General features: G+C 75.0%; 21 protein-coding genes. 17 read left to right on the top strand and 4 right to left on the bottom strand.

The window, feature by feature from the left end:
* Positions 1–36: 36 nt before the first annotated feature.
* Together ACFQ8Y_RS15470 and mnmA are read left to right on the top strand one after the other, a co-directional pair.
* Positions 37–1275: a cysteine desulfurase family protein gene (locus ACFQ8Y_RS15470; protein ID WP_430586058.1), complete on the top strand. Its 1239-nt coding sequence runs from the start codon at positions 37–39 to the stop codon at positions 1273–1275.
* Positions 1272–2387, top strand: a complete 1116-nt coding sequence (mnmA, locus tag ACFQ8Y_RS15465; protein WP_430586057.1) for a tRNA 2-thiouridine(34) synthase MnmA — start codon at positions 1272–1274, stop codon at positions 2385–2387. Before ACFQ8Y_RS15470 ends, mnmA begins: the two co-directional genes overlap by 4 nt.
* A 20-nt stretch (positions 2388–2407) precedes the next feature.
* Here the strand turns inward: mnmA and ACFQ8Y_RS15460 are convergent, their stop codons facing one another.
* Both ACFQ8Y_RS15460 and ACFQ8Y_RS15455 read right to left on the bottom strand, forming a co-directional pair.
* Positions 2408–3220, bottom strand: a complete 813-nt coding sequence (locus tag ACFQ8Y_RS15460; RefSeq protein ID WP_430552079.1) for a TrmH family RNA methyltransferase — start codon at positions 3218–3220, stop codon at positions 2408–2410.
* Positions 3221–3271: 51 nt separating this feature from the next.
* On the bottom strand, positions 3272–3766 hold the full coding sequence (locus ACFQ8Y_RS15455) for an ester cyclase (protein WP_430586056.1): 495 nt from the start codon (positions 3764–3766) through the stop codon (positions 3272–3274).
* A 155-nt stretch (positions 3767–3921) separates the two neighbouring features.
* Here ACFQ8Y_RS15455 and ACFQ8Y_RS15450 point away from each other — a divergent pair, with 155 nt between their 5' ends.
* The 9 genes from ACFQ8Y_RS15450 to ACFQ8Y_RS15410 all read left to right on the top strand — a co-directional run bounded on the left by ACFQ8Y_RS15450 (position 3922) and on the right by ACFQ8Y_RS15410 (position 14613).
* Positions 3922–4971, top strand: a complete 1050-nt coding sequence (locus tag ACFQ8Y_RS15450; protein ID WP_430552081.1) for a hypothetical protein — start codon at positions 3922–3924, stop codon at positions 4969–4971.
* 173 nt (positions 4972–5144) lie between these two features.
* Complete coding sequence (locus ACFQ8Y_RS15445; RefSeq protein WP_430552082.1) at positions 5145–5891, top strand: HAD family hydrolase; 747 nt, start codon at positions 5145–5147, stop codon at positions 5889–5891.
* Positions 5888–8365 carry a glycoside hydrolase family 65 protein gene (locus ACFQ8Y_RS15440; protein ID WP_430586055.1) on the top strand — a complete coding sequence of 826 codons (2478 nt, stop codon included), beginning with the start codon at positions 5888–5890 and terminating at the stop codon, positions 8363–8365. The genes ACFQ8Y_RS15445 and ACFQ8Y_RS15440 overlap by 4 nt, the downstream gene beginning before the upstream one ends.
* Before the next feature lie 142 nt (positions 8366–8507).
* Entirely contained in the window at positions 8508–9518 is a 1011-nt protein-coding gene (locus ACFQ8Y_RS15435) for a LacI family DNA-binding transcriptional regulator (RefSeq protein ID WP_430586054.1), read from the top strand.
* A gap of 96 nt (positions 9519–9614) precedes the next feature.
* Complete coding sequence (locus ACFQ8Y_RS15430; protein WP_430586053.1) at positions 9615–10865, top strand: extracellular solute-binding protein; 1251 nt, start codon at positions 9615–9617, stop codon at positions 10863–10865.
* Positions 10862–11821: a carbohydrate ABC transporter permease gene (locus ACFQ8Y_RS15425; RefSeq protein ID WP_430552085.1), complete on the top strand. Its 960-nt coding sequence runs from the start codon at positions 10862–10864 to the stop codon at positions 11819–11821. The genes ACFQ8Y_RS15430 and ACFQ8Y_RS15425 overlap by 4 nt, the downstream gene beginning before the upstream one ends.
* 5 nt (positions 11822–11826) lie before the next feature.
* Positions 11827–12639 carry a carbohydrate ABC transporter permease gene (locus ACFQ8Y_RS15420; protein WP_430586052.1) on the top strand — a complete coding sequence of 271 codons (813 nt, stop codon included), beginning with the start codon at positions 11827–11829 and terminating at the stop codon, positions 12637–12639.
* Positions 12640–12712: 73 nt separating this feature from the next.
* Entirely contained in the window at positions 12713–13525 is an 813-nt protein-coding gene (locus ACFQ8Y_RS15415) for a ThuA domain-containing protein (RefSeq protein WP_430586051.1), read from the top strand.
* A 32-nt stretch (positions 13526–13557) separates the two neighbouring features.
* Entirely contained in the window at positions 13558–14613 is a 1056-nt protein-coding gene (locus tag ACFQ8Y_RS15410; RefSeq protein WP_430586091.1) for a Gfo/Idh/MocA family protein, read from the top strand.
* A gap of 39 nt (positions 14614–14652) precedes the next feature.
* On the opposite strand, the gene ACFQ8Y_RS15405 is transcribed toward ACFQ8Y_RS15410, so the two are convergent.
* Complete coding sequence (locus ACFQ8Y_RS15405; RefSeq protein WP_430586050.1) at positions 14653–16899, bottom strand: prolyl oligopeptidase family protein; 2247 nt, start codon at positions 16897–16899, stop codon at positions 14653–14655.
* A 190-nt stretch (positions 16900–17089) separates the two neighbouring features.
* Between ACFQ8Y_RS15405 and ACFQ8Y_RS15400 the strand changes: the two genes are divergently transcribed.
* Genes ACFQ8Y_RS15400 through ACFQ8Y_RS15380 form a run of 5 tightly spaced genes read left to right on the top strand, consistent with a single transcriptional unit; the run spans position 17090 to position 21122 of the window.
* Positions 17090–18484, top strand: a complete 1395-nt coding sequence (locus ACFQ8Y_RS15400) for an ATP-binding protein (RefSeq protein ID WP_430586049.1) — start codon at positions 17090–17092, stop codon at positions 18482–18484.
* Positions 18481–18951: a roadblock/LC7 domain-containing protein gene (locus ACFQ8Y_RS15395; RefSeq protein ID WP_430586048.1), complete on the top strand. Its 471-nt coding sequence runs from the start codon at positions 18481–18483 to the stop codon at positions 18949–18951. The genes ACFQ8Y_RS15400 and ACFQ8Y_RS15395 overlap by 4 nt, the downstream gene beginning before the upstream one ends.
* Positions 18948–19298: a DUF742 domain-containing protein gene (locus ACFQ8Y_RS15390; protein ID WP_430586047.1), complete on the top strand. Its 351-nt coding sequence runs from the start codon at positions 18948–18950 to the stop codon at positions 19296–19298. The genes ACFQ8Y_RS15395 and ACFQ8Y_RS15390 overlap by 4 nt, the downstream gene beginning before the upstream one ends.
* Entirely contained in the window at positions 19279–19896 is a 618-nt protein-coding gene (locus ACFQ8Y_RS15385; RefSeq protein WP_430552092.1) for an ATP/GTP-binding protein, read from the top strand. Before ACFQ8Y_RS15390 ends, ACFQ8Y_RS15385 begins: the two co-directional genes overlap by 20 nt.
* Positions 19893–21122 (top strand): hypothetical protein, encoded by a 1230-nt coding sequence (locus ACFQ8Y_RS15380; RefSeq protein WP_430586046.1) that lies wholly within the window; start codon positions 19893–19895, stop codon positions 21120–21122. The genes ACFQ8Y_RS15385 and ACFQ8Y_RS15380 overlap by 4 nt, the downstream gene beginning before the upstream one ends.
* Positions 21123–21131: 9 nt before the next feature.
* Here ACFQ8Y_RS15380 and ACFQ8Y_RS15375 read toward each other — a convergent pair whose 3' ends face one another.
* A complete protein-coding gene (locus ACFQ8Y_RS15375; protein WP_430586045.1) occupies positions 21132–22619 on the bottom strand; it encodes a flavin-containing monooxygenase in 1488 nt (495 codons plus the stop codon).
* Between the two features lie 144 nt (positions 22620–22763).
* Between ACFQ8Y_RS15375 and ligA the strand changes: the two genes are divergently transcribed.
* On the top strand, positions 22764–25229 hold the full coding sequence (gene ligA, locus ACFQ8Y_RS15370) for an NAD-dependent DNA ligase LigA (RefSeq protein WP_430586044.1): 2466 nt from the start codon (positions 22764–22766) through the stop codon (positions 25227–25229).
* Positions 25230–25231: the final 2 nt, after the last annotated feature.

Below are 25231 nucleotides of genomic sequence, written 5' to 3'. Positions count from 1 at the left end.
CGGAGCCCGGGGGAACAGTTCGTAGACTGGGGGACCGTGACCACCCCCGAGGCTCCCGCGGGCGCCTACCTCGACCACGCCGCCACGACCCCCATGTCGCGGGCGGCGCTCGAGGCGTACGTCGCGGAGGCCGGCCGGACCGGCAACGCGAGCTCGCTGCACTCCGCGGGGCGGGCGGCCCGCCGGGCCGTCGAGGAGTCGCGCGAGTCCGTCGCGGCGTCGCTGGGCGCCCGGCCCAGCGAGGTGATCTTCACCGGTGGCGGCACGGAGTCCGACAACCTCGCCATCAAGGGGATCTTCTGGGGCCGGCGCCGCACCGACGCGCGCCGCACCCGCGTGCTGGTCTCCGCCGTCGAGCACCACGCGGTGCTCGACCCGGCGTTCTGGCTCGCGGGGCACGCGGGCGCGGAGATCGTCCTGCTGCCGGTGGACGGCGACGGCCGCGTGGACCTCGCGGCCCTGCGCGCCGAGCTGACGGAGCACGGCGACGAGGTCGCGCTCGTCTCGGTGATGTGGGCCAACAACGAGGTGGGCACGCTGCAGCCGGTGCGCGACGTCGTCCGGCTCGCGCACCAGCACGGGGTGCCCGTGCACACGGACGCGGTGCAGGCCGTGGGGCAGGTCGAGGTCGACTTCGCGGCCTCCGGCGTGGACGCCATGACGGTGACCGCGCACAAGCTGGGCGGCCCGCTCGGCGTGGGCGCGCTGCTCGCCCGCCGCGACCTGCCGCTCGAGGCGGTGCTGCACGGCGGGGGCCAGGAGCGCGGGGTGCGCTCCGGCACCCTCGACGTGCCCGGGATCCGGTCGTTCGCCGTCGCGCTGGCGGAGACCGTCGCCGCGCGGCACGAGCGCGCCGCGGCCCTGAGCGCCCTGCGCGACCGGCTCGTCGCCGGCGTGCGCGCCGCGGACCCGGAGGCGGTGCTCCGCGGGCCCGACCCGGCCTCGGACGACGGCGCCGCCGCCCGGCTGCCCGGCAACGCGCACTTCACCTTCCCCGGCGCCGAGGGCGACTCGCTGCTCTACCTGCTGGACTCCGCGGACGTGCAGGCCTCCACCGGGTCCGCCTGCCAGGCGGGCGTGCCGCAGCCGTCGCACGTGCTGCTCGCGATGGGCGTGCCGGAGCTCGACGCGCGCGGCGCCCTGCGCTTCTCGCTCGGCGCGACGTCGACCGCCGACGACGTCGATCGCCTCGTCGCCGCGCTGCCCCAGGTGGTCCAGCGGGCGCGCGCGGCCGGGCTGGTCTCCGCGCCGGCCGGCGCGGGGGGCACGGCATGAGGGTGCTGGCCGCCATGTCGGGCGGCGTGGACTCGGCCGTGGCCGCGGCGCTCGCCGTGGAGGCGGGCCACGAGGTCGTCGGCGTGCACATGGCGCTGAGCCGCAACCGCGACCAGTTCCGCACGGGCTCGCGCGGCTGCTGCTCCATCGAGGACGCCGGCGACGCGCGCCGGGCCGCGGACGTGCTCGGCATCCCGTACTACGTGTGGGACCTGTCCGAGCGGTTCGAGGAGACGGTCGTCGCGGACTTCCTGTCGGAGTACGAGGCGGGCCGCACCCCGAACCCGTGCGTGCGCTGCAACGAGCACATCAAGTTCGAGGCCCTGCTCGACAAAGCCACGGCCCTCGGGTTCGACGCCGTCGCGACCGGCCACTACGCGCGGGTCGTGACGCACGAGGCCCCCGACGGCACGGTGACCCGCGAGCTGCACCGGTCGCCGAACGACGAGAAGGACCAGTCGTACGTGCTGGCCGTGATGGGCCCGGACCGGCTGGCGCGCGCGATGTTCCCGCTCGGCGGCTTCGCCTCCAAGGCCGAGGTGCGCGCGGAGGCCGAGCGCCGCGGCCTGTCCGTGAGCGCCAAGCCCGACTCCTACGACATCTGCTTCGTGGCCGACGGCGACACCCGCGGGTTCCTGCGCGACCGGCTCGGCTCGCGCCCGGGGGAGGTCGTGGACACCGACGGCGCCGTCGTCGGGGAGCACGACGGCGCGTACGCGTTCACGGTCGGCCAGCGCAAGGGGCTCGGCCTCGGTACCCCCGCCGCCGACGGGCGCGCGCGGTACGTCGTGGACGTGCAGACGTCGACCAACACCGTCGTCGTGGGCCCGGCCGAGCTGCTGAGCGTGGACCGGGTCGCCGCCGGGAAGGCCGTCTGGCTCGCCCCGCCGCCCACCGCCTGGGTCGACGACGTCGAGGTGCAGGTCCGCGCCCACGGCGCACCTGTCCCTGCGCGGGTGCGCACGACGACCGCCGCCGACGGCACGACCGGGATCGACGTGGAGCTGACGGGCCGCCCGCTGCGCGGGGTCGCCGCCGGGCAGTCGCTGGTCGTGTACCGCGGCACGCACGTGCTCGGCCAGGGCACGGTCGCGCGGGCCTGGCGCGGCTGACGCGGCGCCCGGCCGGAGGGTCAGCCCCGGGCGAGCCGCTGCCGGTGCGCCTCGTACAGCACGATCGACGCGGCGTTCGACGCGTTGAGCGAGCTGGCCGAACCGGCCATGGGGATCGCGACGGTGACGTCGGCGGCCTCGCGCCACCCCCTCGACAGCCCGGCCGTCTCGTTGCCGACGGCGAGCAGGACGGGGCCGGTGAGGTCGACGTCGGCGGGCGCGGCGTCGCCGTCCTCGTCGGTCGCGACGACGGTCACCGGGCGCCCGGCGGCGCGGTGCGCACCCACCCAGTCCATGACCTCGCCGTGCGAGGCCGCCCGCACCACGGGCAGCGCGAACAGGGAGCCGGTCGTCGCGCGCACGGCCTTCGGGTCGTACGGGTCGGCGGCGTGGCCGGTGACGACGAGCCCGTCGGCGCCGAACGCGTCGGCGGAGCGCACCACCGCGCCGATGTTGCCCGGCTGGGTGGGCCGGTCGAAGACGACGCCCAGGAACGCCGGCCCGACCGGGACGCGCGCCAGGTCGTCGTCCGGCATCGCGACGACCGCCAGCAGCTCGCTGGCGCCCTCGTCCTTCTCGGCGAGCTCGGCGAGCAGGTCGGGGGACATCGCGATCGTCTCGGCGCCCGTCGCCTGCAGCATCTCCTGGGCCCACGACGACAGCCGGCGGTCCGTCTCGTGCAGCAGCGTGCGCACCTGCCAGCCGTGCTCGACGGCCATCGTGATCGGGCGCACGCCCTGCACCAGGAACTCCCCGGCGCGGCCACGCTTGGTGCGGTTCGTGAGCAGCGTCTGCAGCTGCTGGAAACGGGCGTTGCGCACGGTGATCCGCATGGGCGCAGTCTCCCACGGGTAGCCGGACGGCCCGACGTGCGGCGGCTCCGGTCAGCGGCGCAGCTCGTGCTCCCACCACACCTGGTCGCGCATCACCCAGTGCTCGGCCTCGAGCCCGTCGGCGACGCGGACCAGGTGCATCTCGCGCACGGTGAAGCGCCGGTGCGACGGCGCGACGCCGAGGAAGAACCCCGAGTGCAGGGCGCTGAACGCGACGTGCAGGGCCACCAGGTCACCCTCCGTGACGGCGTGCAGCACCTCGACCCGCTGCTCGTCGAAGGCGTCGTGGAACCAGTGCATGGTCGCCACCAGCGCGTCGGGCCCGCCGGCGCAGCCCGGCAGCACGTCGTGGTTGCGGAAGCCGGGCGCGAGCTGGCGTCGCAGCACCGCCTCCGCGCCCGACGGCATCGCGTTGGCGTGCACGCGCGTCGCGACCGCCCGCGGGGTGGACAGCACGGCCCGTGACCCGCCCGAGGGTTGCGCGAGCGGTGACGCGGAGGCCCGGCCCGCGGGTGCGGCGGGCGCCTGGTCGAGGATGACGGACATCGGGACTCCTTCGTCGGACCGTTACCGTGCTCCTACCCTTCGAGAGCGGCGGTGGGCCGCTGCATGACGGGGTGGGAGAGGTGACATCGGGTGACATCGGGTGACAGCGTGGTGGACGTCGTGGACGGACGACCGGCCGGGGCGGGGGCGGACGCGTGACCGCGGTCTCCGGGCACGGACCCTGGCCCGGCGGCGTGCGCGACGAGCTCGTGGCGCAGCAGACCGTGCTCGACGACCTGGCGTCGTCGCCCACCGGGGTCGATCCTGTGCCGTTCCTCGCCCAGCTCACCGGTCGCGGGCCGGGGGCCGACGCCGTCGGGCGGACGGCGTCGCTGCTGGCGGAGATGCCGGTCGAGCTGGGCCCGCACGGCTGGAAGCTCACCGACCACCCCGGCGCCGACCTGCGCCGCGCGGAGTCCCTGCTGCGGGAGGACCTGTCCGCGCTGGCGGTCGCGGCCGTCGGCCACGACGGCCCGCTCGCCGTCGAGCTCACGGGCCCGTGGACCCTCGCCGCGCAGCTGTGGTCCGCGCGCGGCGACCGGGTGCTCGCCGACGTCGGCGCCCGCCGCGACCTGTCGCTCGGGCTGGCCGAGGCCGTGCGCCGGCACCTGGCGGAGGTGCGGGCCCAGGTACCCGGCGCGACGCCGGTCGTGCAGCTCACCGAGCCGCTGCTGGGACAGGTGCACGCGGGCGTGCTGCCCAGCTTCTCCGGCTACTCCCGGCTCCGGGCCGTGCCCGGGCCCGACGTCGTCGAGGGGCTGCGGCCCGTCGTCGACGCCGCCCACGACGCCGGCGCCCGCGTCGTCGTGCACCTCGGCGCCACCTGGGTGGGCGTGCCGCCCGTCGCGCTCGCGGGGGCGGACGCCGTCGGGCTGGATCTCGCCGACGTCGGCGGCGCGGGGGAGTCGGCGGGCTGGAACGAGCGCGCCTGGGAGCTGCTCGCCCGCGCCACCGAGCGGGGCATGGGCCTGTGGGCCGGGCTGCCGCCCGCCACCGTCTCGCAGTGCTCGGGGCCGCAGCTCGGCGAGCTGGTCCGCCTGGTCGCCGAGCCGTGGCGCCGCATCGGGCTGCCCGCGGCCGGGCTGGCCGACGTGACGCTGCTCGCGGCGCCGCGACGGAGCCTCGCCGACGTCGACACCCATCGCGCGGAGCTGGCGAACCTCGGGCGGGTGGCGGAGGCGCTCGCGGAGCGCGCGGCGTCCTGAGCCGGCCCTGCGTGCGGGACGGATCGGGGGCGGTCGAGGGACCGATCCGCGAAGATCTCACCGAGGCGCGGCGCGTGCTCCCGGTGCACCCCGGTGACTGCGTAGGCTGAACCTCGGCGTCGGCCCGCAGGGGGCACGGTGCCCGACCCGACCCCGACCCGCGAAGGACTCCCGTGACCAGCCTCCGAGCCGTGCTGTTCGACCTCGACGGCGTGCTCACCCCGACCGCCGAGGTGCACATGCGGGCGTGGGAGCGCCTGTTCGCGCCGTGGTGCGAGGCCCGCGGCCTCGCGCCGTACACGTCCGCGGACTACTTCGCGCACATCGACGGCAAGCCGCGCTACGACGGCGTGGCGACGTTCCTCGCGTCGCGCGGCGTCGAGCTGCCGCGCGGCACCGCCGACGACGCGCCCGGGGAGGACACCGTGAGCGCCCTCGGCAACCGCAAGGACGCGATCGTCAACCGCATGTTCGACGAGGAGGGCATCGCCCCGTACCCGGGCTCGGTGCGCTTCCTCGACGCCGTGACCGCCGCGGGCGCGCAGGTCGCCGTCGTCTCGTCGTCGCGCAACACGCCCGCCGTGCTCGCCGCGGCCGGGCTGACGGAGCGGTTCGGGGTCGTCGTGGACGGCAACGTCGCCGCGCGCGAGCACCTGGCGGGCAAACCCGCGCCCGACACGTACCTCCGGGCCGCCGAGCTGCTCGGCGTCCCGGCCGCGGAGGCGGTCGTCGTCGAGGACGCCCTGTCGGGCGTGCAGGCCGGCGCGGCCGGGCCGTTCGGCCTGGTGCTCGGCGTCGACCGCGGTGTCGGGGCCCGCGCCCTCGCCGCGCACGGCGCGGACCGCGTGGTCGCCGACCTGGGCGAGCTGGACGCCTCGATCCTGGACGCGCCCGCCGACCGGCAGGAGGGGCGGGCATGATCCGCCGCACCGCCGACGAGCAGCGGTCCGTGGACCGCCTGCGCTTCCCCGCCGAGCCGTGGCGCCTCGTGGAGGCCGAGTTCTCCGCGGAGGACCTCGGGGTCACCGAGTCCCTCTTCGCGGTGGGGAACGGCTACCTCGGGATGCGCGGCAACGTCGAGGAGGGCCGCGAGTCCCACTCGCACGGCACGTTCGTCAACGGCTTCCACGAGACCTGGCCGATCCGGCACGCCGAGGAGGCGTACGGCTTCGCCAAGGTGGGGCAGACCATCGTCAACGCGCCGGACACCAAGGTGATCCGGCTGTACGTGGACGACGAGCCGCTGCTGCTGCCGGTGGCCGACCTGATCGACTACGAGCGCGCGCTCGACCTGCGCGACGGCGTGCTGCGGCGCGAGATCCTGTGGCGCACGCCGTCGGGCAAGCGGGTCAAGGTGACCTCGCAGCGCATGGTGTCGTTCGTCGAGCGGCACCTGGGCGTCATGACGTTCGAGGTCACGCTGCTGGACGCCGACGGACCCGTGGCCATCTCGTCGCAGATCCTCAACCGGCAGGACGGCCAGGACGAGTACCACGTGCCCGCCGCGTCGCTGGGGGAGGGCTTCGACCCGCGCAAGGCGGAGGCGTTCGCCGGCCGGGTGCTGCAGCCGCAGACGCGCTGGGGCGACGACGAGCGGCTCGTGCTGTCCTACCGGTCCACGAACTCGGGCATGACGCTCGCCGTCGCGGCGGACCACCGCCTCGAGACCGTGGACGACTGGGACGTGCGCACGCAGGTGGACGACGACCTCGCGAAGCACGTGTTCCGCGTCGACGCGAAGGCGGGGCACACGATCCGCCTCACCAAGGTCGTCACGTACCACACGTCCCGCGGCGTCCCGACGCGCGAGCTCGTCGACCGGTGCCGGCGCACCCTGGACCGGGTGCGCGCCGGCGGCATCGAGGAGCAGTTCACCCACCAGCGCACCTGGCTGGACGACTTCTGGGCGCGGTCGGACGTCGAGATCTCGGGCCGCCCGGAGATCCAGCAGGCGGTGCGGTGGAACCTGTTCCAGCTCGCCCAGGCGACCGCGCGGGCCGAGGGGTCCGGCGTCCCTGCCAAGGGCCTGACCGGCAGCGGGTACTCGGGGCACTACTTCTGGGACACGGAGATCTACGTGCTCCCGTTCCTCACCTACACGAGCCCGCGGTACGCCCGCAACGCCCTGCGGTTCCGTTACCAGATGCTCGACGCCGCACGACGCCGCGCCAAGGAGCTGTCGCAGAAGGGCGCCCTGTTCCCGTGGCGCACCATCAACGGCGAGGAGGCGTCGGCGTACTACGCGGCCGGCACCGCGCAGTACCACATCGACGCGGACATCAGCTTCGCCCTGGTGCAGTACGTGCGCGCCACGGGCGACACGGACTTCCTGCGCCGCGAGGCGGTGGACGTCCTCGTCGAGACGGCGCGCATGTGGGAGGACCTCGGCTTCTGGCGCGCCAACGGCGACGACAACTTCCACATCCACGGCGTGACCGGCCCCGACGAGTACACGACCGTGGTGAACGACAACCTGTTCACCAACGTCATGGCGCGGTTCAACCTGCGTGCCGCGGCGTTCGTCGTGGAGACGATGCGCGAGGAGTTCCCGGAGGACTACGAGCGTCTCGCGGACCGCCTGTCCCTGGGCGTGCACGAGACCACCGAGTGGACCCGGGCCGCGGACCACATGTCCATCCCGTACGCGGACAGCATCGGCATCCACCCCCAGGACTCCCACTTCCTCGAGCGGGAGATCTGGGACCTGGCCGCGACGCCGGTGACCAAGCGCCCGCTGCTGCTGCACTACCACCCGCTCGTGATCTACCGGTACCAGGTGCTCAAGCAGGCGGACGTGGTGCTCGCGCTGTTCCTGCAGGGGCAGCACTTCTCGGCCGAGCAGAAGCTGGCCGACTTCGAGTACTACGACCCGCTGACCACCGGTGACTCGACGCTGTCGGGCGTGGTGCAGTCGATCGTCGCGGCCGAGGTCGGGTACCACGAGCTCGCGCTCGAGTACTTCGTGTCCTCGCTGCTCGTGGACCTGGCGAACCTGCACGACAACGCGGCCGACGGCGTGCACGTGGCGTCCGCGGGCGGCACCTGGTCGGCGCTCGCGTTCGGCTTCGGCGGCTTGCGGGACCACGACGGCGTGCTGTCGTTCGACCCGCGCCTGCCGCAGGGCTGGGAGGCGCTGACGTTCCGCGTGCAGTGGCACGGGTCGCGGCTGCGCGTCACGGTGCGTCCCGACGAGCTCGAGCTCGTCGCCGAGACGGGCGACGGCGCGAAGGTCCTGGTGCGGGGCGAGCAGGTGGCGGTCACCGCCGGCGAGCCCGTCGTCGTCCCGCTCGACGGCCAGGGCCCGGTGCGGCCCGGCCGGCCCAGCCTGCGGGCGCTGTCCGGCAACCGCCGGGACGACGGCACCCTCATCACCGCGACGGTGCCGCACTCCTGACGATCGCTCGTCGAGCCTGCCGGCACCCGGTGCGGACCAGGCCCGGGGCGTGACGCTTGTCACGCCCCGGGCGCTGACGGTACATTCGTCGGCGATGCGCGTCGATGCGCATCGATGACCGACGGCGCGGACGGGGGGCCCGATGGCGAAGATGCCCACGAGCGCCGACGTCGCGCGTGAGGCCGGCGTGTCGCAGAGCACCGTCTCGTACGTCATGAGCGGCAAGCGCCCGATCTCCCCGGAGACCCGTCGGCGCGTCCAGGACGCCATCGACCGCCTGACCTACGAGCCGCACGCCGGGGCACGCGCCCTGGCGGGGCACCGCACGAGCACCATCGCGGTCGTCGTGCCCGTCAACCCGGAAGCCGGCGCGCGGCAGCTCATGATGTTCGTCGAGGAGATCCTGCTGGCGGCACGGCGTCGCGACCATGACGTCCTCCTCGTGACCGCCGACGAGGGCCCGGCCGGGCTGCGCCGCGTCGCGGGCCGCTCGCTGTGCGACGCCCTCGTCGTCATGGAGGTCGGCACCCACGACGACCGCGTGGACGTGGCGCGGGGCCTGCCGCTGCCCGTCGTGTTCATCGGGATCCCCGACGACGCCGAGGGCCTCGACTGCCTCGACTTCGACTTCGAGGCGGCGGGCCGGCTGCTCGTGGCCGAGCTGGCCGACCTGGGGCACCGGACGGTGGACGTGCTGGGCTGGCGGCCGGACGTCGCGGCGCAGGGCATCAACTACGTGCCGCGCTTCGAGCGCGGGGCGCGCGCGACGGCCGCGGAGCGCGGCGTCGAGCTGCGCTGGCACCGGCCGACCGGCGAGGCGGACGTGCGGCGGGCGGTCGACGGCGCCCTCGCGTCCGGCGGGGTGCCCGGGCTCGTGGTCGCCAGCCCGATCCCCGAGACGCTGCGCGCGCTGGCAGACCGGGGCCGTGTGCCCGGCCGGGACGCCGACGTCGTGGGCCTCGCCATCGACAGCGAGGCCGCACCGTACGGCCTCACCGCCACGTCGCCGCAACCGCGCGACGTCTCCCGGCGCGTGATGGAGCGTGTCTTCGCCCTGCTCGACGGCGAGACGCCCCGCGGCCGCGAGCAGGAGCTCGTGCCGGCGGCGCTGGTGCGGCGCGCGTCGACGCGCACCGCACGACCGGCGGGCTAGCCCTCCCGGCACCCGTACCCGCACCACTACCCGAACCGATGACGAGGAAGGTGGAGACTCATGCATCATCGATGCGCATCGACGACGACCGGAGGGGTGCCCACCCGGGCACCGGCCTGGCCGGACCGCCCGGTCTCGCGCCGGGCCGTCACCACCGCCGGGCTGCTGGCGCCGCTGGCCGCGCTCCTGGCCGGGTGCGGAGCCGAGGGGGCGGCGACGTCGCCGCGGACCCTGCGCGTCCTCGACACGTACACCAACGACCCCGACCGCACCGTGATCGGCGGTGCGCTCGACGCGGCGGCGTCCAAGGTCGGCGTCACGCTCGAGCGCGTCTCCGTCGCCGGCGACTCGCTGATCCAGCGGGTGCTCCAGCAGGGGTCGTCCGGGACGCTGCCGGACATCCTCATGCTCGACAACCCGGACCTGCAGCAGATCGCCGCCACCACGGCCCTGCGCCCGTTCGACGAGGTCGGCGTGCCCACCGACGGGTACACCGAGGGCGTCACCTCGGCGGGCACCTACGACGGGCGGGTCTACGGGCTCGCCCCGACGGTGAACACCATCGCGCTCTTCTACGACGTCCGTGCCCTGGACGAGGCGGGCGTCGCGCCGCCGACCACCTGGGCCGAGCTCCGCGCGGCGGCGGCCGCGCTGACCCGGGGCTCGCGCTACGGCCTCGCCTTCTGCGGCAACGCGACCTACGAGGGCACCTGGCAGTACCTGCCGTTCTTCTGGTCGAACGGCGCCGACGAGCGGCGCATCGCCACGCCGGAGGCCGCCGCCGGGCTCGACCTGCTCGCCGGGACGGTCGCCGACGGGCACGCGTCCACGTCGGTGCTGAACTGGAGCCAGGCGGACGTCAAGGACCAGTTCGTCGCCGGGCGCGCCGCCATGATGGTCAACGGGCCCTGGCAGATCCCCGAGCTGGAGGCGATCGACGGCCTCGAGTACGACGTCGTCACCCTGCCGGTGCGCGACCCGGCCAGCCAGCGTCCCGTCGCCCCGCTCGGGGGCGAGGTGTGGTGCGTGCCCGCCACCGGGGACCGCGCCAAGGAGCGGCTCGCCGGTCAGGTCCTCACGGAGTTCCTCTCGGACGAGAGCCTCGTGTCCATGGCGGCGGAGCGCTCCACCGTGCCCGGCAGGCCGGCCCTCATCGAGCCGTTCCTCGAGCGCCGTCCCGAGATGGCCGCGTTCGCGGAGCTCGTCCGTGGGGCCCGCGCCCGCACGGCCGAGCTCGGCGCCGAGTGGCCGGCGACGGCGACCGCGCTGTACACCGCCGTCCAGCTCGCGGTCTCCGGCCAGGCCTCGGCGCAGGACGCCCTCGCGGAAGCCCAGGAGTACGTATGACGACGACGACCACCCCCGCCGCCCCGCCCCGGCTCGCGCCGGCGCCCGCCTCGGGCCGGCGTCCCGGGGCCCGGCACCGCAACCGCCGCCTGGTCACGCTCCTGTTCCTCGGCCCGGCGGTGCTGTACCTGCTGCTGTTCTACGGATACCCCGTGGTCCAGAACGTCGTGATGGGCTTCCAGCACTACACGATCTCGACCTTCTTCACGGGCGCGGCGCCCTGGGCCGGCCTCGACAACTACCGCGAGGTCGTCGGCAGCCCGCTGTTCCGCACGGCCCTGCTCAACACGGTCCTGTTCACCGTGGGGTCCATCGCCGGGCAGTTCGTGCTGGGCCTGGCGGTCGCGCTGTTCTTCCGCCGCCGGTTCCCGCTCTCCGGCTTCCTGCGGTCGCTGATCCTGCTGCCCTGGCTCATCCCGCTCATCGCCGCCAGCGCCGTGTGGAAGTGGATCCTCGACACCGAGTCCGGCGCCCTCAACCGCGTCCTCGTCGGCACCGGCCTCGTGGACACGGGCGTCCCCTGGCTGAGCAGCACCTCGCTGGCCCTGGTCACCGTCATCGTCGTCAACGTCTGGATCGGCATCCCCTTCAACGCCGTCATCCTGCACGGCGGCCTGCAGGGCATCCCCGACGAGCTCTACGAGGCGGGCGCCCTCGACGGCGCCACCCGCTGGCGCGCCTTCCGGCACATCACGTGGCCCATGCTGCGGCCGGTCGTCACCGTGGTGCTGGTGCTCGGCGTCGTCTACACGCTCAAGGTGCTCGACATCATCCTCGGGCTGACGGGCGGCGGGCCCGCGAACGCCACCCAGACGCTGGCCACGCAGTCCTACCAGCTGTCGTTCGCCACCTTCGACTTCGGTCAGGGGGCCGCGGTGAGCAACATCCTCATCGTGATCTCGCTGATCTTCGCTGCCGTCTATCTGCGCCTGAACCGGCGCGCCGTGGATGAGTGAGGCCCATGAACACCGTCCGACACCCCTGGCTCCACACCGCGGCGGGCATCCTCGTGATCGCGGTGCTGCTGTTCCCGATCTACTGGATGGTCAACGCGTCGCTGCAGCCGAACGGCGCGACCGTCGACACGGGCTGGCTGCCGCTGTCGCCCGACCTCAGCGGCTACCGCACGGCGCTCGCGGACCAGGGCGCCAACCTGGTCACGAGCCTCGTGGTCGCCGTCGGCAGCGTCGCCCTGAGCCTGCTGATCGCGGTCCCGGCGGCCTACGCGCTGGCCCAGTTCCGGCTGCGCTGGGCCGGCCTGGTCCTGTTCGGCATCCTCATCAGCCAGATGATCCCGGGCATCGTCATCGCCAACGCCCTGTACGCCGCGTACGCCGACCTCGGCCTGCTGAACTCGATCCCCGGGCTGATCCTCGCGGACTCGACGGCGGGCATCCCGTTCGCGATCCTCATCTGCCGCGCCTTCATGCAGTCGCTGCCGCCGGCCGTCGTCGAGGCCGCCCTCGTCGACGGCGCCGGGCCGGTCCGCGCGTTCGTCTCGGTCGTGCTGCCCATCAGCCGCAACGCCCTCATCACGGCGGGCCTCTTCACCTTCCTGTTCACCTGGAGCGACTTCCTGTTCGCCCTGACCCTGACCACCACCGAGGACGTCCGGCCGGTCACGCTCGGCATCTACAACTACCTCGGCGCCTACGTCAACGACTGGAGCGCGGTGATGGCGACCGCCGTCCTCGCGTCGGTCCCCGCGATCGTCCTCCTCGTCGTCGCGCAGAAGTACGTCGCCGCCGGCGCCACCGGCGGGGCCGTCAAGTGAGGCCCGGCGGCACGCCCCGGCACCTCCCCGAGAACCTGTCCGCAGAACCCTCCCCGAGAAACGGAGCACCCTCATGACCACCACCCCCGCACCGATCCGCGTCACCGTCTGGGGCGAGAACCGCCACGAGCAGCTCGAGCCGTCCGTCGCCGCCCGCTACCCCGACGGGATGCACGGCGCCGTCGCGCAGGGCATCGAGGAGAACCTCGGCGCCGGCGTGCGCGTGCGCACCGCGACGCTCGACGACCCCGAGCACGGGCTCACCGAGGAGGTGCTGCGCGACACCGACGTGCTCACCTGGTGGGGGCACGCCGCGCACGGCGAGGTCTCCGACGAGGTCGTCGAGCGGGTGCACCGCCACGTGCTCGAGGGCATGGGGCTCGTCGTCCTGCACTCCGGCCACTGGTCGAAGATCTTCATGAAGCTCATGGGCACCACCTGCACCCTGCGCTGGCGCGCCGAGCACGACCGGGAGCTGGTGTGGACGGTCGACCCGACCCACCCGATCGCCCAGGGGATCCCGCACCCGATGATCATCGAGGAGGACGAGATGTACGGGGAGTTCTTCGACGTCCCCGCCCCGGACGAGACCGTCTTCCTCAGCACCTTCTCCGGCGGCGAGGTCTTCCGCTCCGGCATCACCTACCGGCGCGGCTTCGGCAAGATCTTCTACTTCCGCCCGGGCGACCAGGAGTACCCGACGTACTTCCACGACGGGGTCCGCAAGGTCATCTCCAACGCCGTCGAGTGGGCCGTGACCCTGCGCCCCGAGCGCACCACCCCCACCCTGCTGCGCTACGAGACCGAGGACTTCTACCGCGGCCAGGGCTACGGCGGCGCGCTGAACGACGACGCTCGTGCCGCCGCGGCGGAGGCCGGGCTGTGAGCACCCCGCTGGTCCTCGTCGGCGCCGGGGGCATGGGCCGGGCGTGGCTGTCCGCCATCCGGGCCGAGCCGGGGGCGGAGCTGGCCGGCGTCGTCGACCTCGACCTCGACGCGGCCCGCGGGGCGCTCGCGGAGGCCGGGCTGGCGGACGTCCCGGTCGGGACGGACGCCGTCGCGCTCGCCCGGGAGACCGGGGCGCGCGCGGTCGTGAACGTCACCGTCCCGGCCGCGCACCACCCCGTCACCACGGCCGCGCTGTTCGCGGGGCTGCCCGTGCTCGGCGAGAAGCCGGTGGCCGAGTCGGTGCCGCGCGCGCTCTCGCTCGCCGCGGCCGCCGAGGTGACCGAGGAGCTCTTCGTGGTGAGCCAGTCGCGCCGCTACAACCGGCAGCTCTTCGCCTTCCGGGAGCAGGCGCGCACGCTGGGCGACCTGGGGGTGCTCACCACGGAGTTCTTCAAGGCGCCCCGCTTCGGCGGGTTCCGCGACGCGATGGCGCACCCGCTGCTGCTCGACATGGCGATCCACCCCTTCGACACCGCCCGGTTCCTGCTGGGCGCCGAGCCCGTCTCGGTGTACTGCGAGGAGTTCAACCCGTCGTGGAGCTGGTACGCCGGCGACGCCGCGGCCACCGCGGTGTTCGAGATGACGGGCGGCGTCCGCTACTCCTACACGGGCAGCTGGTGCAGCCCCGGCCGGGAGACGTCGTGGAACGGGGCCTGGCGGCTCTCCGGGCGGGACGGCACCGCCCTCTGGGACGGCGACCACGAGCCGGTCGTCGAGGGGCCGAGTGACAGGCCGCACGACGCGGCGCAGGGCGTGGACCCCGGTGACGGGATCGCCGGGTCGCTGGCGACCTTCCTGGCGGCGCTCGACGGCGGTCCCACGCCCATGGGCGAGGTGCACGAGAACGTGCTCAGCCTCGTCATGGTGGCCGCGGCCGTCGAGTCGGCCGCCACCGGCGCGAAGGTCCTCGTCGACGACCTGCTCGAGCGTGCCTACGCCGAGGCCCTGGCCACGGAGTCGCGGGAGGACGTGCGCGCGCAGCTCGCGTCGTGGACGTCCGTGCGCGCGGCGCTCGGGCCGGCCTGACGCCGGGTCCCGGCGGGCTCGCCCGCCGGGACCGGCCGGTCAGGCCAGGCGCTCGCGCAGGAACGTCCAGGCCAGGGCGGACATGTGCGCGGCCTGCGCGTTGTTGGCGGCGCCCCCGTGGCCGCCCTCGACGTTCTCGTAATAGGTCACGTCCCGCCCGGCCGGCCCGCCCGCGGCCAGCATCAGCGCCGCCATCTTGCGCGCGTGGCCGGGGTGCACGCGGTCGTCCTTCGTCGACGTCGTGAACAGCACCGGCGGGTAGCTGCGGTCGCCGTCGAGCAGGTGGTACGGCGAGAAGGTGCGGACGAACTCCCAGTCCTCGGTGTCGGGGTCGCCGTACTCGGCCACCCACGACGCGCCGGCGAGCAGGTGGGAGTACCTCAACATGTCGAGCAGCGGCACCTGCACCACGACCGCGCCGAACAGGTCCGGGTACTGCGTGAGCATGTTCCCCGCCAGCAGGCCGCCGTTGGACCCGCCCTGCGCACCGAGGTGCTCGGGCGTGGTGATGCCGCGGGCCACGAGGTCGCGCGCGACGGCGGCGAAGTCCTCGTAGGCCTTGTGCCGGCGCTCGCGCAGCGCGGCCTGGTGCCACGCGGGGCCGTACTCGCCGCCGCCGCGGATGTTCGCGACGACGTACACGCCGCCGCGGGCGAGCCACGCCCGCCCCACCGTGCCGGAGTAGCCCGGCAGCAGCGGGATCTCGAAGCCGCCGTACCCGTAGAGCAGCGTGGGCGCGGTGCCCGGCCCTGTCCCCGGCGTCGTCGGGTCGGCGGGCTCGACCAGGTCCTGGCGGCCCACGACGAAGTACGGCACGCGGGTGCCGTCGTCGGAGGTGGCGAAGTGCTGCACCGCGACCATGCCGTCCGCGTCGAAGTAGGCCGGCGCGGCCTTCAGCGGCTCCGGCTCGCCCGGCTCCGCGCCGGGACCGGCGACGGTCGCCAGCGCGAGCGTGGACGGCGTGAGGTACCCGGTGGTCGTGACCCAGACGTCGTCGCCGTCCAGGGGGTCGACGGCGCGCACCCCGACGGTGAGCAGCCCGCCGCCGAGCGGGAGCTCCGAGCGGGTCCAGGGCACGCCGGCCGCCGCGTCGAGGGACGTGCCGGCGGGCGGGGTGAGCACGTGCACGGCGTTCTTCACGTCGTCGAGCACGTTGACGACCAGGTGGTGGCGCGTCCACGAGGCACCGACCAGCGACGTCGACGGCGTGGGCGCGAACAGGACCGTGAGGTCGCGCGAGCCGGCGAGGAACGCGTCCGCGGGCGCGGCCAGCAACGACCCGGCGGCGTAGGTGGTGGCCGCGGGCGTCCAGTCGTCGCGCAGCTCCACCAGCAGCCACTCGCGGTGGAATCCGACCTCCGCCGACTCGGGCACCTCGATCCTCACCAGGCGCTGCTCGGGCGTCCCGACCGCCTCGACGAGGAACGTCTCCGACCGGTAGAAGGCGATCGAGCGGCTCACGAGGTCGCGCTCGAAGCCGGGCGTGCGCGAGCGGCGCGCGGAGATGTACATGTCGTCGTCGGCGCCCTCGTACACGAGCGGCGCGTCGTCGAGCGCCGTCCCGCGCCGCCACAGCCGCACGGTCCGCGGGTAGCCGGACGGCGTCGTCGTGCCCGGGCCGAAGTCGGTGAAGACGTACACCGTGTCCTCGTCGGCCCACGCCAGGCCGCCCTTGGCGCCGGTGCGACCGTCGTCGCGCGCCGTGTCGCGCTCGAACCCGCCCTCGGCGGCGGGGACGAACCGCTTGTCGACGAGGTCGAACTCGCGCGTGACGTCCGCGTCGGAGCCGCCGGGGGAGAGGTCGACCAGCGCGCGGCGCCAGGGCTCGCCCGCCGCGAGCTGCGCGGGCGTCGGGCGCAGCAGCGACGCGCCGTGCCACACCCAGCTCTCGCCCTCCGCCGCGGCGAGGGCGTCGAGGTCGAGCACCGTCTCCCAGGCGGGGGAGTCGGTCCGGTACGAGTCGAGGGTGGTGCGGCGCCACAGCCCGCGCTCGTGCTCCGCGTCGCGCCAGAAGTTGTACAGGTGGTCGCCGATCCGGGAGACGTCGGGGATGCGCTCGTCGGAGTCGAGCACCTCGCGGACCGCCGCCTCCGTCGCGGCGAAGCCGGGGGCGCCTCCGACGGTCGCGTGCGCGTGGTCGTTGCGGCCGCGCACCCACGCCAGCGCCTCGGCGCCCTCGACCTCCTCGAGCCACGCGAACGGGTCCGGGCGGGTCGGGTCGAGCGGGGTCGGCGGTGCGGCGTCCAGGGCTGACGGTGGTGCGGGCTCGAGTCGCTCGGCGGTCATGTCCGGCACCCTAGCCGCCGGGCGCGCCGAGGGGTGGCGGTGCCTTTCACCCGGGGGGTGCCCGTGGTAGAAACTCCTGGTCAGGGCATTGATCCCGCTATGGACGATCCAAGGGTTTCGCGGAGAAAGCCGCTTTCGCGCGGCACGGTCACCGCCGCCGGGACCCGACCCTTCCACCCACGGGGGTGCGGTGAGCACGACGACCTCTGCCGGCTCGCGCGCGACGGCGCGCGTCCCGGCCCAGCTCTGCGCGGCCGCGGCCGTCCTGTGCCTCGCGGCGGTGCCGGTGCTCGGCGACCGGCTCCCGCCCGAGGGGGCGGCGGCGCTGTCGGGAGCCGCCGCGCTGCTCGTCGTCGTCGCGGTGGTGGCGCTGTCCCGCGCCGTCGCGCGCGGGGACCGCGACCGCGCCGTGCTGCGGACGGAGCGTGACGCGCGCGCGGCGGAGCTCGCCGCCGCCGCCGGTGCGCTGGACGACGCGACGGCCGAGCTCGCGCGCACCCGCGAGGCCCGCGACGACCAGCGCTCCGCCGTGGAGACCGCCGTCGTCGCCCTGGGGCGCAAGGTGCAGGCGTCGGCGCACCGCATCCAGGAGGAGGCGGCGCGGATGGTGCAGCGGCACGCGGCCGACCCGGACGTCCTGCAGACCTCCATGCGGATCGACCACGCCGCCGCGCAGCACGCGCGCCAGGCGCAGAACCTCGTCGCGCTGTGCGGCCGGCGGCCCGGGCAGACGTGGGACGACCCGCTCGCCCTGCCGGACGTCGTGCGCGCGGCCGCCGGCCGGATCACGGCGTTCCAGCGCGTCGAGGTGTCCGGCGACCCGGGGCTGGCCGTGGTCGGCCGCGCGGTCGAGCCTGTCGTGCACGTCCTCGCCGAGCTGCTCGCCAACGCCACCCAGTGCTCGCCCCCCAGCACCCAGGTGCTCGTCGCGATTCGGCAGGTGCAGCGGGGCGCGGTCGTCGAGGTCGACGACTGCGGCGTCGGGATGGCCGCCCGCGAGCTGGAGCGGGTGCGCGCCGTCGCGTCCGGCGCGCGGCCCGTCGGCATCGCCGACCTCGGCGAGGTGCCGCAGACCGGCCTCGCGGTCGTGGGCTCGTACGCCCGTGCCCTCGACCTGCGCGTGGACCTCACGGAGTCCGTGTACGGCGGTCTGCGCGCCGTGGTCATGGTGCCGGCCGAGCTCGTCACCGCGGCTGCCGCGGCGCCCGACACCCTCGCCCCGAGCGTCGACGAGCCCTGGCCGCAGCAGCCAGCCCCGGAGGTGCGGCCCGGGCCGGCGGCGCCCGAGGCACACGGCGGCGGGACGACGGGGCCGGACGGCGCCCCGACCCTGCCGCAGCGGCGCTCGCGCCGCGGCCCCGCCACGGGGACCCAGCGCGCGGTGCCCGGCGCGCCGCCGACCGCCCCGACCGCGGCGGTCCCGGCACAGACGGCGGAGGAGGCCGGCGCGTGGATCGGCGCGTTCTTCTCCGCCGACCGGGACGCCTCCGCCGGCGCACCCGACGACGCCGCCGGGACCCCGACCACCGACCAACCCAGCCAGCAGCCGTCCGCCGTGCCGGACGTGACCTCGGAGGACACATGACGACCCCGACCACCGACGCGACGCCCGCGCCCGCGCACCCGGACAGCTGGATGCTCGACCTCGTCGCGGGGGTGCGCGGCGTGCGGCACGTCGTCGTGCTCAGCTCGGACGGCCTGGTGAAGGTCCGCACGGACGTCACGCCGCCGGACACGGCCGACAAGGTCGCGGCGGCGTGCGCCGGCCTCGTGGCGCTCGGCATGAGCATGGGCCGGGAGTTCGGCGCCGGCGACGCGCTGCGGCAGGTGCTCGTCGAGTTCGACGGCGGCTTCCTCTTCGTGCGCGGCGCGGGCGACGGCTCGCGGCTGGCGGTCGTCACCGACGCGGCGGTCGACCCGGGGCTCGTGGCCCAGCAGATGCAGGCCCAGGTGCTGATGATCGGCGAGCGGACGCTCGGCACGGACGTCCTGCGCCCCGCCGCCACGCCCGCCGGCGTGCCCGCCGTTCCCGTTGCGGAGGGGACGCGATGACGGGCGGCTACCGCGACCACCCGGTGCGCTCGTACGTCCTCACGGGCGGGCGCGCGCACCCCAGCCGCAACACGCTGCGGCCCGAGACGCTGCTGTGCGCGGTGGACGACGGCCGCGAGCTGCCCGTCGGCGCGGGCCGGCACGAGCGCGCCCTGCTCGAGACGTGCCGCGGCACGCTCGCCCTGGCCGAGCTCGCCGCGTACCTGCACCTGCCCACCAGCCTGGTCGCCGTCCTCGCCTCCGACCTGCTCGACGCCGGCTACCTGGCGGTCCGGTCGTCGGCGCATCACGACCTGCCGGGCGTCGACCTGCTGGAGGAGGTCCTCGATGGTCTCCGGCGGTTCTGAGGCACCGCCCGTCGACCCGGCCTCCCTGCACCTGGCGCCCACGGTCGAGCGGTCGGTGAAGGTGCTCGTCGTGGGCGCGTACGGCGTCGGCAAGACGACGCTCATCGGCGCGGTGAGCGAGATCCCCGTGCTGAGCACGGAGGAGACGATCACGGCGGCCAGCGTCGGCGTCGACCCGCGGCTGGGGGAGAAGAGCACGACGACGGTCGCGATGGACTTCGGGCGCGTCACGGTGGGCGGCACCACGGCCCTCTACCTGTTCGGCACGCCCGGGCAGAAGCGCTTCTGGGACCTGTGGGCGGGGCTGGCGGACGGCGCGGTCGGCGCGCTCGTCGTCGTGGACACGCGCCGCCTGGAGGAGAGCTTCGAGGTGCTGGACCAGCTCGAGGAGCACACGGCGCTGCCGGTCACGGTCGTCGTCAACGAGTTCCCGGACGCGCCGCGGCACGGGACCGACGCGGTGCGCGCCGCGCTCGACCTGCCGCCGGACACCCCCGTCGTCGCCGGCGACCTGCGCGAACGGCGGCAGGCCGTCGAGGCGCTCCAGGCGCTCGTCGCGCACGCGGTGCGCCTCGCCCGCGCGGGCGCCGCGGCATGAGCCTCACCGGCGCGGTGCGCGTGGTGCGCCTCGAGGACGTGGCCGACCGGCCGCTGCTCGCCGACCTGGTCGGCGCGCCCGACCCGCCGGCGCGGTACGAGGCGCTGCGCTCGCGCTGGGGGGCCCTCGCGCCCGTCGACCTCGAGCCGGGCGTGCCCGCGTGGCTCGCGCTCGGCCACTCGGAGGTCGCCGCCGTCCTGCGCAACGAGGCGATGTTCTCCCGCGACGCGCGGCACTGGCGGTACGAGGCGGAGGGACTCGTCGGGCGGCGCTCGGCGACCCGCGCGCTGCTCGCCTCGCGCGACGGCGCCCACGACCGGGACGGTGCGGAGCACCGGCGCCTGCGCACGCCTCTGGCCGACGCGCTCGACGCCGTGGAGGACAAGCGCGTGCGCCGGACGGCGGACGTCGCCTGCACCTCGGTGCTCGACCGCCTGGCCGCCCGCGGCACGGCGGACCTGGTGGCGGAGTACGCCGTCGACGTGCCGGTGCGGGTGCTGGCCGACCTGCTCGGCATGACGCTCGCGGACGCCCGCCGGATGCACGAGCTCACCGTCGCCCAGCGCTCCGGCACCGACGACGCGTACCCGGCGTCCCTCGAGGCGGAGGACCTGCTCGCGGGCTTCGTCGCCGGGCGTCGCGCGGAGCCGAGCGACGACCTGACGTCCGCGCTGCTCGCCCACCCCGCCCACGAGAACGACCTCGAGGTGATGGCCGCCGTCGCGCTCGTGTTCGCCACGGCGCACGATGCCGAGATCGCGTGGATCGCGACCGCGGTGCAGCGGCTGCTCGCCGACCCGGGGTTCGCCGGCCGTCTGCACGGCGGCCGCCTCTCGCTCGACGACGCGCTCGACGAGGTGGCGCGGGACGCGCCCCCGCTGCCGCACCTGCGGCCGCGCTACGCCCTCGCGGACGGCGAGCTGGGCGGCCAGGCGATCGCGGCGGGCGACGCCGTCGTGCCGGCGGTGGCGGCGGCCAACGCCGACCGCACCGTCCGCGCCGCGGACCCGTGGGAGCAGGCCGACGCGCGCTTCCACCTCACGTGGGGGACCGGCGCGCACGCGTGCCCGGCGCACCGCACGGCGCCGCTGATCACCCGGACGGTCGTGGGGCACTTCCTCGCCCGGGTCGCGGACGTGGAGCTGACCGTCTCGCCGGCCGACGTCGTGCCCGTGCGCTCCGCGTGGGTGCGCTACCCGAGCGCGCTCCCCGCGCGCTTCAGGTGACCGGCCGCGTCAGCCGATCCGCTCGCGCAGCCGGCCGGGCAGGTGCCGGTACGCCTTCGGGTCCACCGGCAGCAGCCACTGGCCGGCGCGGGTGGCCGCGGGCAGCTGCAGGTCGAGGTCCGTCAGCATCTCGTCGATCTGGTGCAGCGAGAACGGGATGACGTTGGTGCCGCGGGCGTGCTTGCCCTCGGTGCGCTTCTCCATCCAGTCCACGCGGCTCGCGACGAGCTCGCGGCGCTCCTCGACCGGGGGGACGTCGACGGCGCCGGCCAGGTGGGCGGCGGTCCACAGCGCGGCGACCTCGGCCGACAGCGGGCTGAACAGCGACGAGTTGTACCCGGCGAACGTCAGGTGCGGCACGTCGTGCGGCAGCACCTGCCGGTAGAGCTGGAAGTTGCCGCGGTCGTCGAGCAGCCGCGCCTGGAGGTCGTCGTCGAGGAACGGCACGCGCTGGTGGAAGCCGGTGCCGCACACCACGAGGTCGGCGCGCACGGTGGTGCCGTCGTCGAGCACGGCGACGGGGGCGCCGTCGTCGTCCACGGCGAAGCGCTCGATCTCGGACTCGCGGTGCACGTCGATCCGTCCCTCGGACACCTGCTCGAAGAAGCTGTCGGTGGCGAGCGAGACCGTCGAGCGGGCGATGTCGGCGAACTCGCCGCGCGGCACGAGCCCGAGCTCCTTCAGGCGGAACTGCTTGACCGAGACCGCGCCGACGCTGGCGAGCATCGACCTGCGGACGCCGTCGCCCGGCCCGTGCAGGAACTTCTCCACGCCCCCGGACAGCGTCTCGTAGCGGAACAGCCCCTCGCCCATGCGGGTGAGCAGGAGGTACTTGTAGTTGAGCGCGTTGCCGAGCCGCTTGGGCAGCTTCCACAGCAGGTGCCGCGCCACGACCTGGGTGCTCGCGGCGACCGGGGCGATCTCGGCGGCGACGTCGCACGCGGACTTGCCGTAGCCGACGACGACGACGTGCTTGCCGCGCGCGTCCTCGAGGGACGTGAGCTGGCTCGAGGCGACCACCTTGCCGCCGGCGCGCAGCAGCTGCGCCAGGCCCTCGAAGCGCGGGATCACCGGGTCGGAGAAGATGCCGTTCGCGACCACGACGTGGTCGAAGCGCTCCGGCTCGCCGACCGGCTCGCCCGTGCGCCGCGCGGTGACGGACCAGCCGTCCTCCGCGGGCGTGAGCTCCGCGCGCACGACCTCGGTCGACAGCCGGAGCGAGCCGCGCAGGTCGTGGAGGTCGACGTACCGCTCCAGGTACGCCTGCACCTGCTCGCCGCTGGGCCACTCGGGGTAGTCCTTCGGCATGGGCAGGTCCGAGAAGGCGTACGAGCCCTTGTTGTTCTGCGTGGTCAGGCCCGAGTAACGGCGGCTCGCGCTCCACACGCCGCCGACGTCGGGGGCCTTGTCGAGCACGGTGACGTCGTGCCCGAACTCGCGGAGCACCTTGGCGCTGGCCAGGCCGGCGAAGCCGGCGCCGACGACGGCGATCTTCATGAGCGTCCTTGCTGTCGGTCGAGAGGGGCCAAATCGCCAGAATCGTAGCGGTTCGGACAGAGATCGGGACAGGCCTTCTCGCAGGTCGGGCGGGACGGGGCGCCCGACCCGGCCGGTGTCGGCGGCGCGCGGCAAGATGGGCCCGTGACGGACACCGAGAACACCGGCCTCGACTCAGGGCCGGACACCCTGCTCGACGAAGCCGCCGCCCAGCGTCGCTGGGCCGAGCTGGTCGCCCTCGTCGAGGAGGACCAGCGCGCCTACTACGAGGACGACGCCCCCCGGGTGTCCGACGCGGAGTACGACGCGCGGATGCACGAGCTGGAGGCGATCGAGGCCGCGCACCCGGCGCTCCAGACGCCCGAGTCGCCGACGCAGCGGGTGGGCGGCGCGGCCGCCGCCGGCTTCGCGACGGTCGAGCACGTCGAGCGGATGCTCAGCCTCGACAACGTGTTCTCCGTCGACGAGCTGCGGGCGTGGGACGCGCGCGTGGCCCGCGACCTGGGCGCGGAGCACGTCGGCTACCTGTCCGAGGTGAAGATCGACGGGCTCGCCATCGCACTGCTGTACGAGAAGGGGCGCCTGGTGCGCGCGGCGACCCGCGGCGACGGCCGCACGGGCGAGGACGTCACGCAGAACGCGCTGCGGATCGCCGACATCCCGCGGCGGCTGGCGGGCGACGGACACCCCGACCTCGTCGAGGTCCGCGGCGAGGTCTTCATACCCGTCGCCTCCTTCGAGCGGCTGAACGAGCTGCAGGGGCAGCTGCGCGAGCGCGTCGTGGCCGAGTCGCGGGCGCGGCACGAGGGCCGGGCCGCCGCCGCCCGCCCGTTCGACGAGGAGCGGGCCCGCGTCGCGGCGCTCCGCCGCTTCCCGCAGTTCGCCAACCCGCGCAACGCGGCGGCCGGCGGGCTGCGCCAGCTGCTCGACAAGAAGGAGGGCATGGAGCTCGAGGCGGGCGTCGCCCGCGTCGAGTCCCTGCGCCTGTACGTGCACGGGATCGGCGCGCTGCAGTGGACGGCGGGCGAGCACACGGAGCTGGCCCGGCAGTCGGAGGCGTACGAGCACTTCGCGCGGTGGGGGCTGCCGGTCTCCCCGCACAACCGGGTGGTCGAGGGTGTCGACGGCGTGGTCGAGATGATCGAGTGGTTCGGCGCCCACCGGCACGACATCGAGCACGAGCTGGACGGCATCGTCGTCAAGGTCGACGCCCTCGACGACCAGCGCCGGCTCGGCGCGACGAGCCGCGCCCCCCGCTGGGCGATCGCCTACAAGTACCCGCCCGAGGAGGTCACGACCCGCCTCGTGGCGATCCAGGTGGGCGTGGGGCGCACCGGCCGCGCCACCCCGTACGCGGTGATGGAGCCGGTCCTGGTCGCAGGCTCCACCGTGCGCCAGGCGACCCTGCACAACCAGGACGTGGTGAGGGCGAAGGGCGTGCGCATCGGCGACATGGTCGTGCTGCGCAAGGCGGGCGACGTCATCCCCGAGATCCTCGGCCCGGTGACGGCGCTGGCCGATGACGGCTACCCGCGCGAGGAGTTCGTCATGCCCGCCGAGTGCCCCGAGTGCGACACCCCGCTGCGGGCGATGAAGGAGGGTGACGTCGACCTGCGCTGCCCCAACGCCGAGACGTGCCCGGCGCAGGTGCGCGGCCGGGTGGAGCACATCGGCTCGCGGGGCGGGCTGGACGTCGAGGCGCTCGGCGAGGTCACGGCATCGGCCCTCACGCAGCCCGAGGTGCCCGAGGTGCCTCCGCTGCGCACGGAGGCGGGCCTGTTCGACCTCACGCTGGAGCAGCTGCTGCCCATCGAGGTCGTCGTGCGCGACGCCGAGACGGGGCTGCCCAGGGCGGACGACGACGGCGTCGCGCGGCGCCGCACCCCGTTCCGCAAGAAGGTCACGGTCACCAGGGCCCGCCGCGCCGAGGCCGAGGCGGCGGGCGAGGCCCTGCCCGAGTTCGAGCCCACCGCTGCGGCCACCAAGCTCCTCGAGGAGCTGGAGCTGGCCAAGACGAAGGACCTGTGGCGCATCCTCGTCAGCCTCAACATCCGCCATGTCGGGCCCGTGGCGGCCCGGGCGCTCGCGGGCTGGTTCGGCTCGCTCGACGCGATCCGGGCGGCGTCGCGCGAGGAGCTGGCCGCCGTCGAGGGCGTGGGCCCGATCATCGCCGACGCGCTGCTGGCCTGGTTCGACGTCGGGTGGCACCGCGAGATCGTCGACCGCTGGCAGGCGGCCGGGGTGCGCACGTGGATCCCCGACCACCCGGGCCCCGAGGCGATGGCGGCAGCGGCCGACAAGGGCCCGACCGGGCCGCTCGCCGGGCTCACGGTGGTGGTCACCGGCTCGCTCGAGGGCTACAGCCGCGACGGCGCCAAGGAGGCCGTCCTGGCCGCGGGCGGCAAGGCGGCCGGGTCGGTGTCGAAGAAGACGGACTACGTCGTCGTCGGCGCCAACGCCGGGTCGAAGGCCGCGAAGGCGGAGGAGCTCGGCCTGCCGATCCTCGACGAGGCGGCGTTCACGCGCCTGCTGCAGGGCGGTCCGGCCGCGCTGGGCGATGGTGCGCAGGACGGCGCAGAGGAGAGCGCGGACGCCGCCGAGGAGGTCTGACG

Source organism: Isoptericola sp. NPDC056605, assembly GCF_042792795.1.
GTDB lineage: Bacteria > Actinomycetota > Actinomycetes > Actinomycetales > Cellulomonadaceae > Isoptericola.
Note: the sequence above shows the minus strand (reverse complement) of the source record. Positions and strands in the feature narration are given on the sequence as shown.

What these genes read in the sequence shown, in the direction of transcription:
- mnmA (WP_430586057.1), top strand. Translation starts at nt 1,272, where the DNA reads ATGAGGGTGCTGGCCGCCATGTCGGGCGGCGTGGACTCGGCCGTGGCC.
- ACFQ8Y_RS15460 (WP_430552079.1), bottom strand. Translation starts at nt 3,220, where the DNA reads ATGCGGATCACCGTGCGCAACGCCCGTTTCCAGCAGCTGCAGACGCTG.
- ACFQ8Y_RS15455 (WP_430586056.1), bottom strand. Translation starts at nt 3,766, where the DNA reads ATGTCCGTCATCCTCGACCAGGCGCCCGCCGCACCCGCGGGCCGGGCC.
- ACFQ8Y_RS15440 (WP_430586055.1), top strand. Translation starts at nt 5,888, where the DNA reads ATGATCCGCCGCACCGCCGACGAGCAGCGGTCCGTGGACCGCCTGCGC.
- ACFQ8Y_RS15435 (WP_430586054.1), top strand. Translation starts at nt 8,508, where the DNA reads ATGGCGAAGATGCCCACGAGCGCCGACGTCGCGCGTGAGGCCGGCGTG.
- ACFQ8Y_RS15425 (WP_430552085.1), top strand. Translation starts at nt 10,862, where the DNA reads ATGACGACGACGACCACCCCCGCCGCCCCGCCCCGGCTCGCGCCGGCG.
- ACFQ8Y_RS15420 (WP_430586052.1), top strand. Translation starts at nt 11,827, where the DNA reads ATGAACACCGTCCGACACCCCTGGCTCCACACCGCGGCGGGCATCCTC.
- ACFQ8Y_RS15415 (WP_430586051.1), top strand. Translation starts at nt 12,713, where the DNA reads ATGACCACCACCCCCGCACCGATCCGCGTCACCGTCTGGGGCGAGAAC.
- ACFQ8Y_RS15410 (WP_430586091.1), top strand. Translation starts at nt 13,558, where the DNA reads ATGGGCCGGGCGTGGCTGTCCGCCATCCGGGCCGAGCCGGGGGCGGAG.
- ACFQ8Y_RS15405 (WP_430586050.1), bottom strand. Translation starts at nt 16,899, where the DNA reads ATGACCGCCGAGCGACTCGAGCCCGCACCACCGTCAGCCCTGGACGCC.
- ACFQ8Y_RS15395 (WP_430586048.1), top strand. Translation starts at nt 18,481, where the DNA reads ATGACGACCCCGACCACCGACGCGACGCCCGCGCCCGCGCACCCGGAC.
- ACFQ8Y_RS15390 (WP_430586047.1), top strand. Translation starts at nt 18,948, where the DNA reads ATGACGGGCGGCTACCGCGACCACCCGGTGCGCTCGTACGTCCTCACG.
- ACFQ8Y_RS15385 (WP_430552092.1), top strand. Translation starts at nt 19,279, where the DNA reads ATGGTCTCCGGCGGTTCTGAGGCACCGCCCGTCGACCCGGCCTCCCTG.
- ACFQ8Y_RS15380 (WP_430586046.1), top strand. Translation starts at nt 19,893, where the DNA reads ATGAGCCTCACCGGCGCGGTGCGCGTGGTGCGCCTCGAGGACGTGGCC.
- ACFQ8Y_RS15375 (WP_430586045.1), bottom strand. Translation starts at nt 22,619, where the DNA reads ATGAAGATCGCCGTCGTCGGCGCCGGCTTCGCCGGCCTGGCCAGCGCC.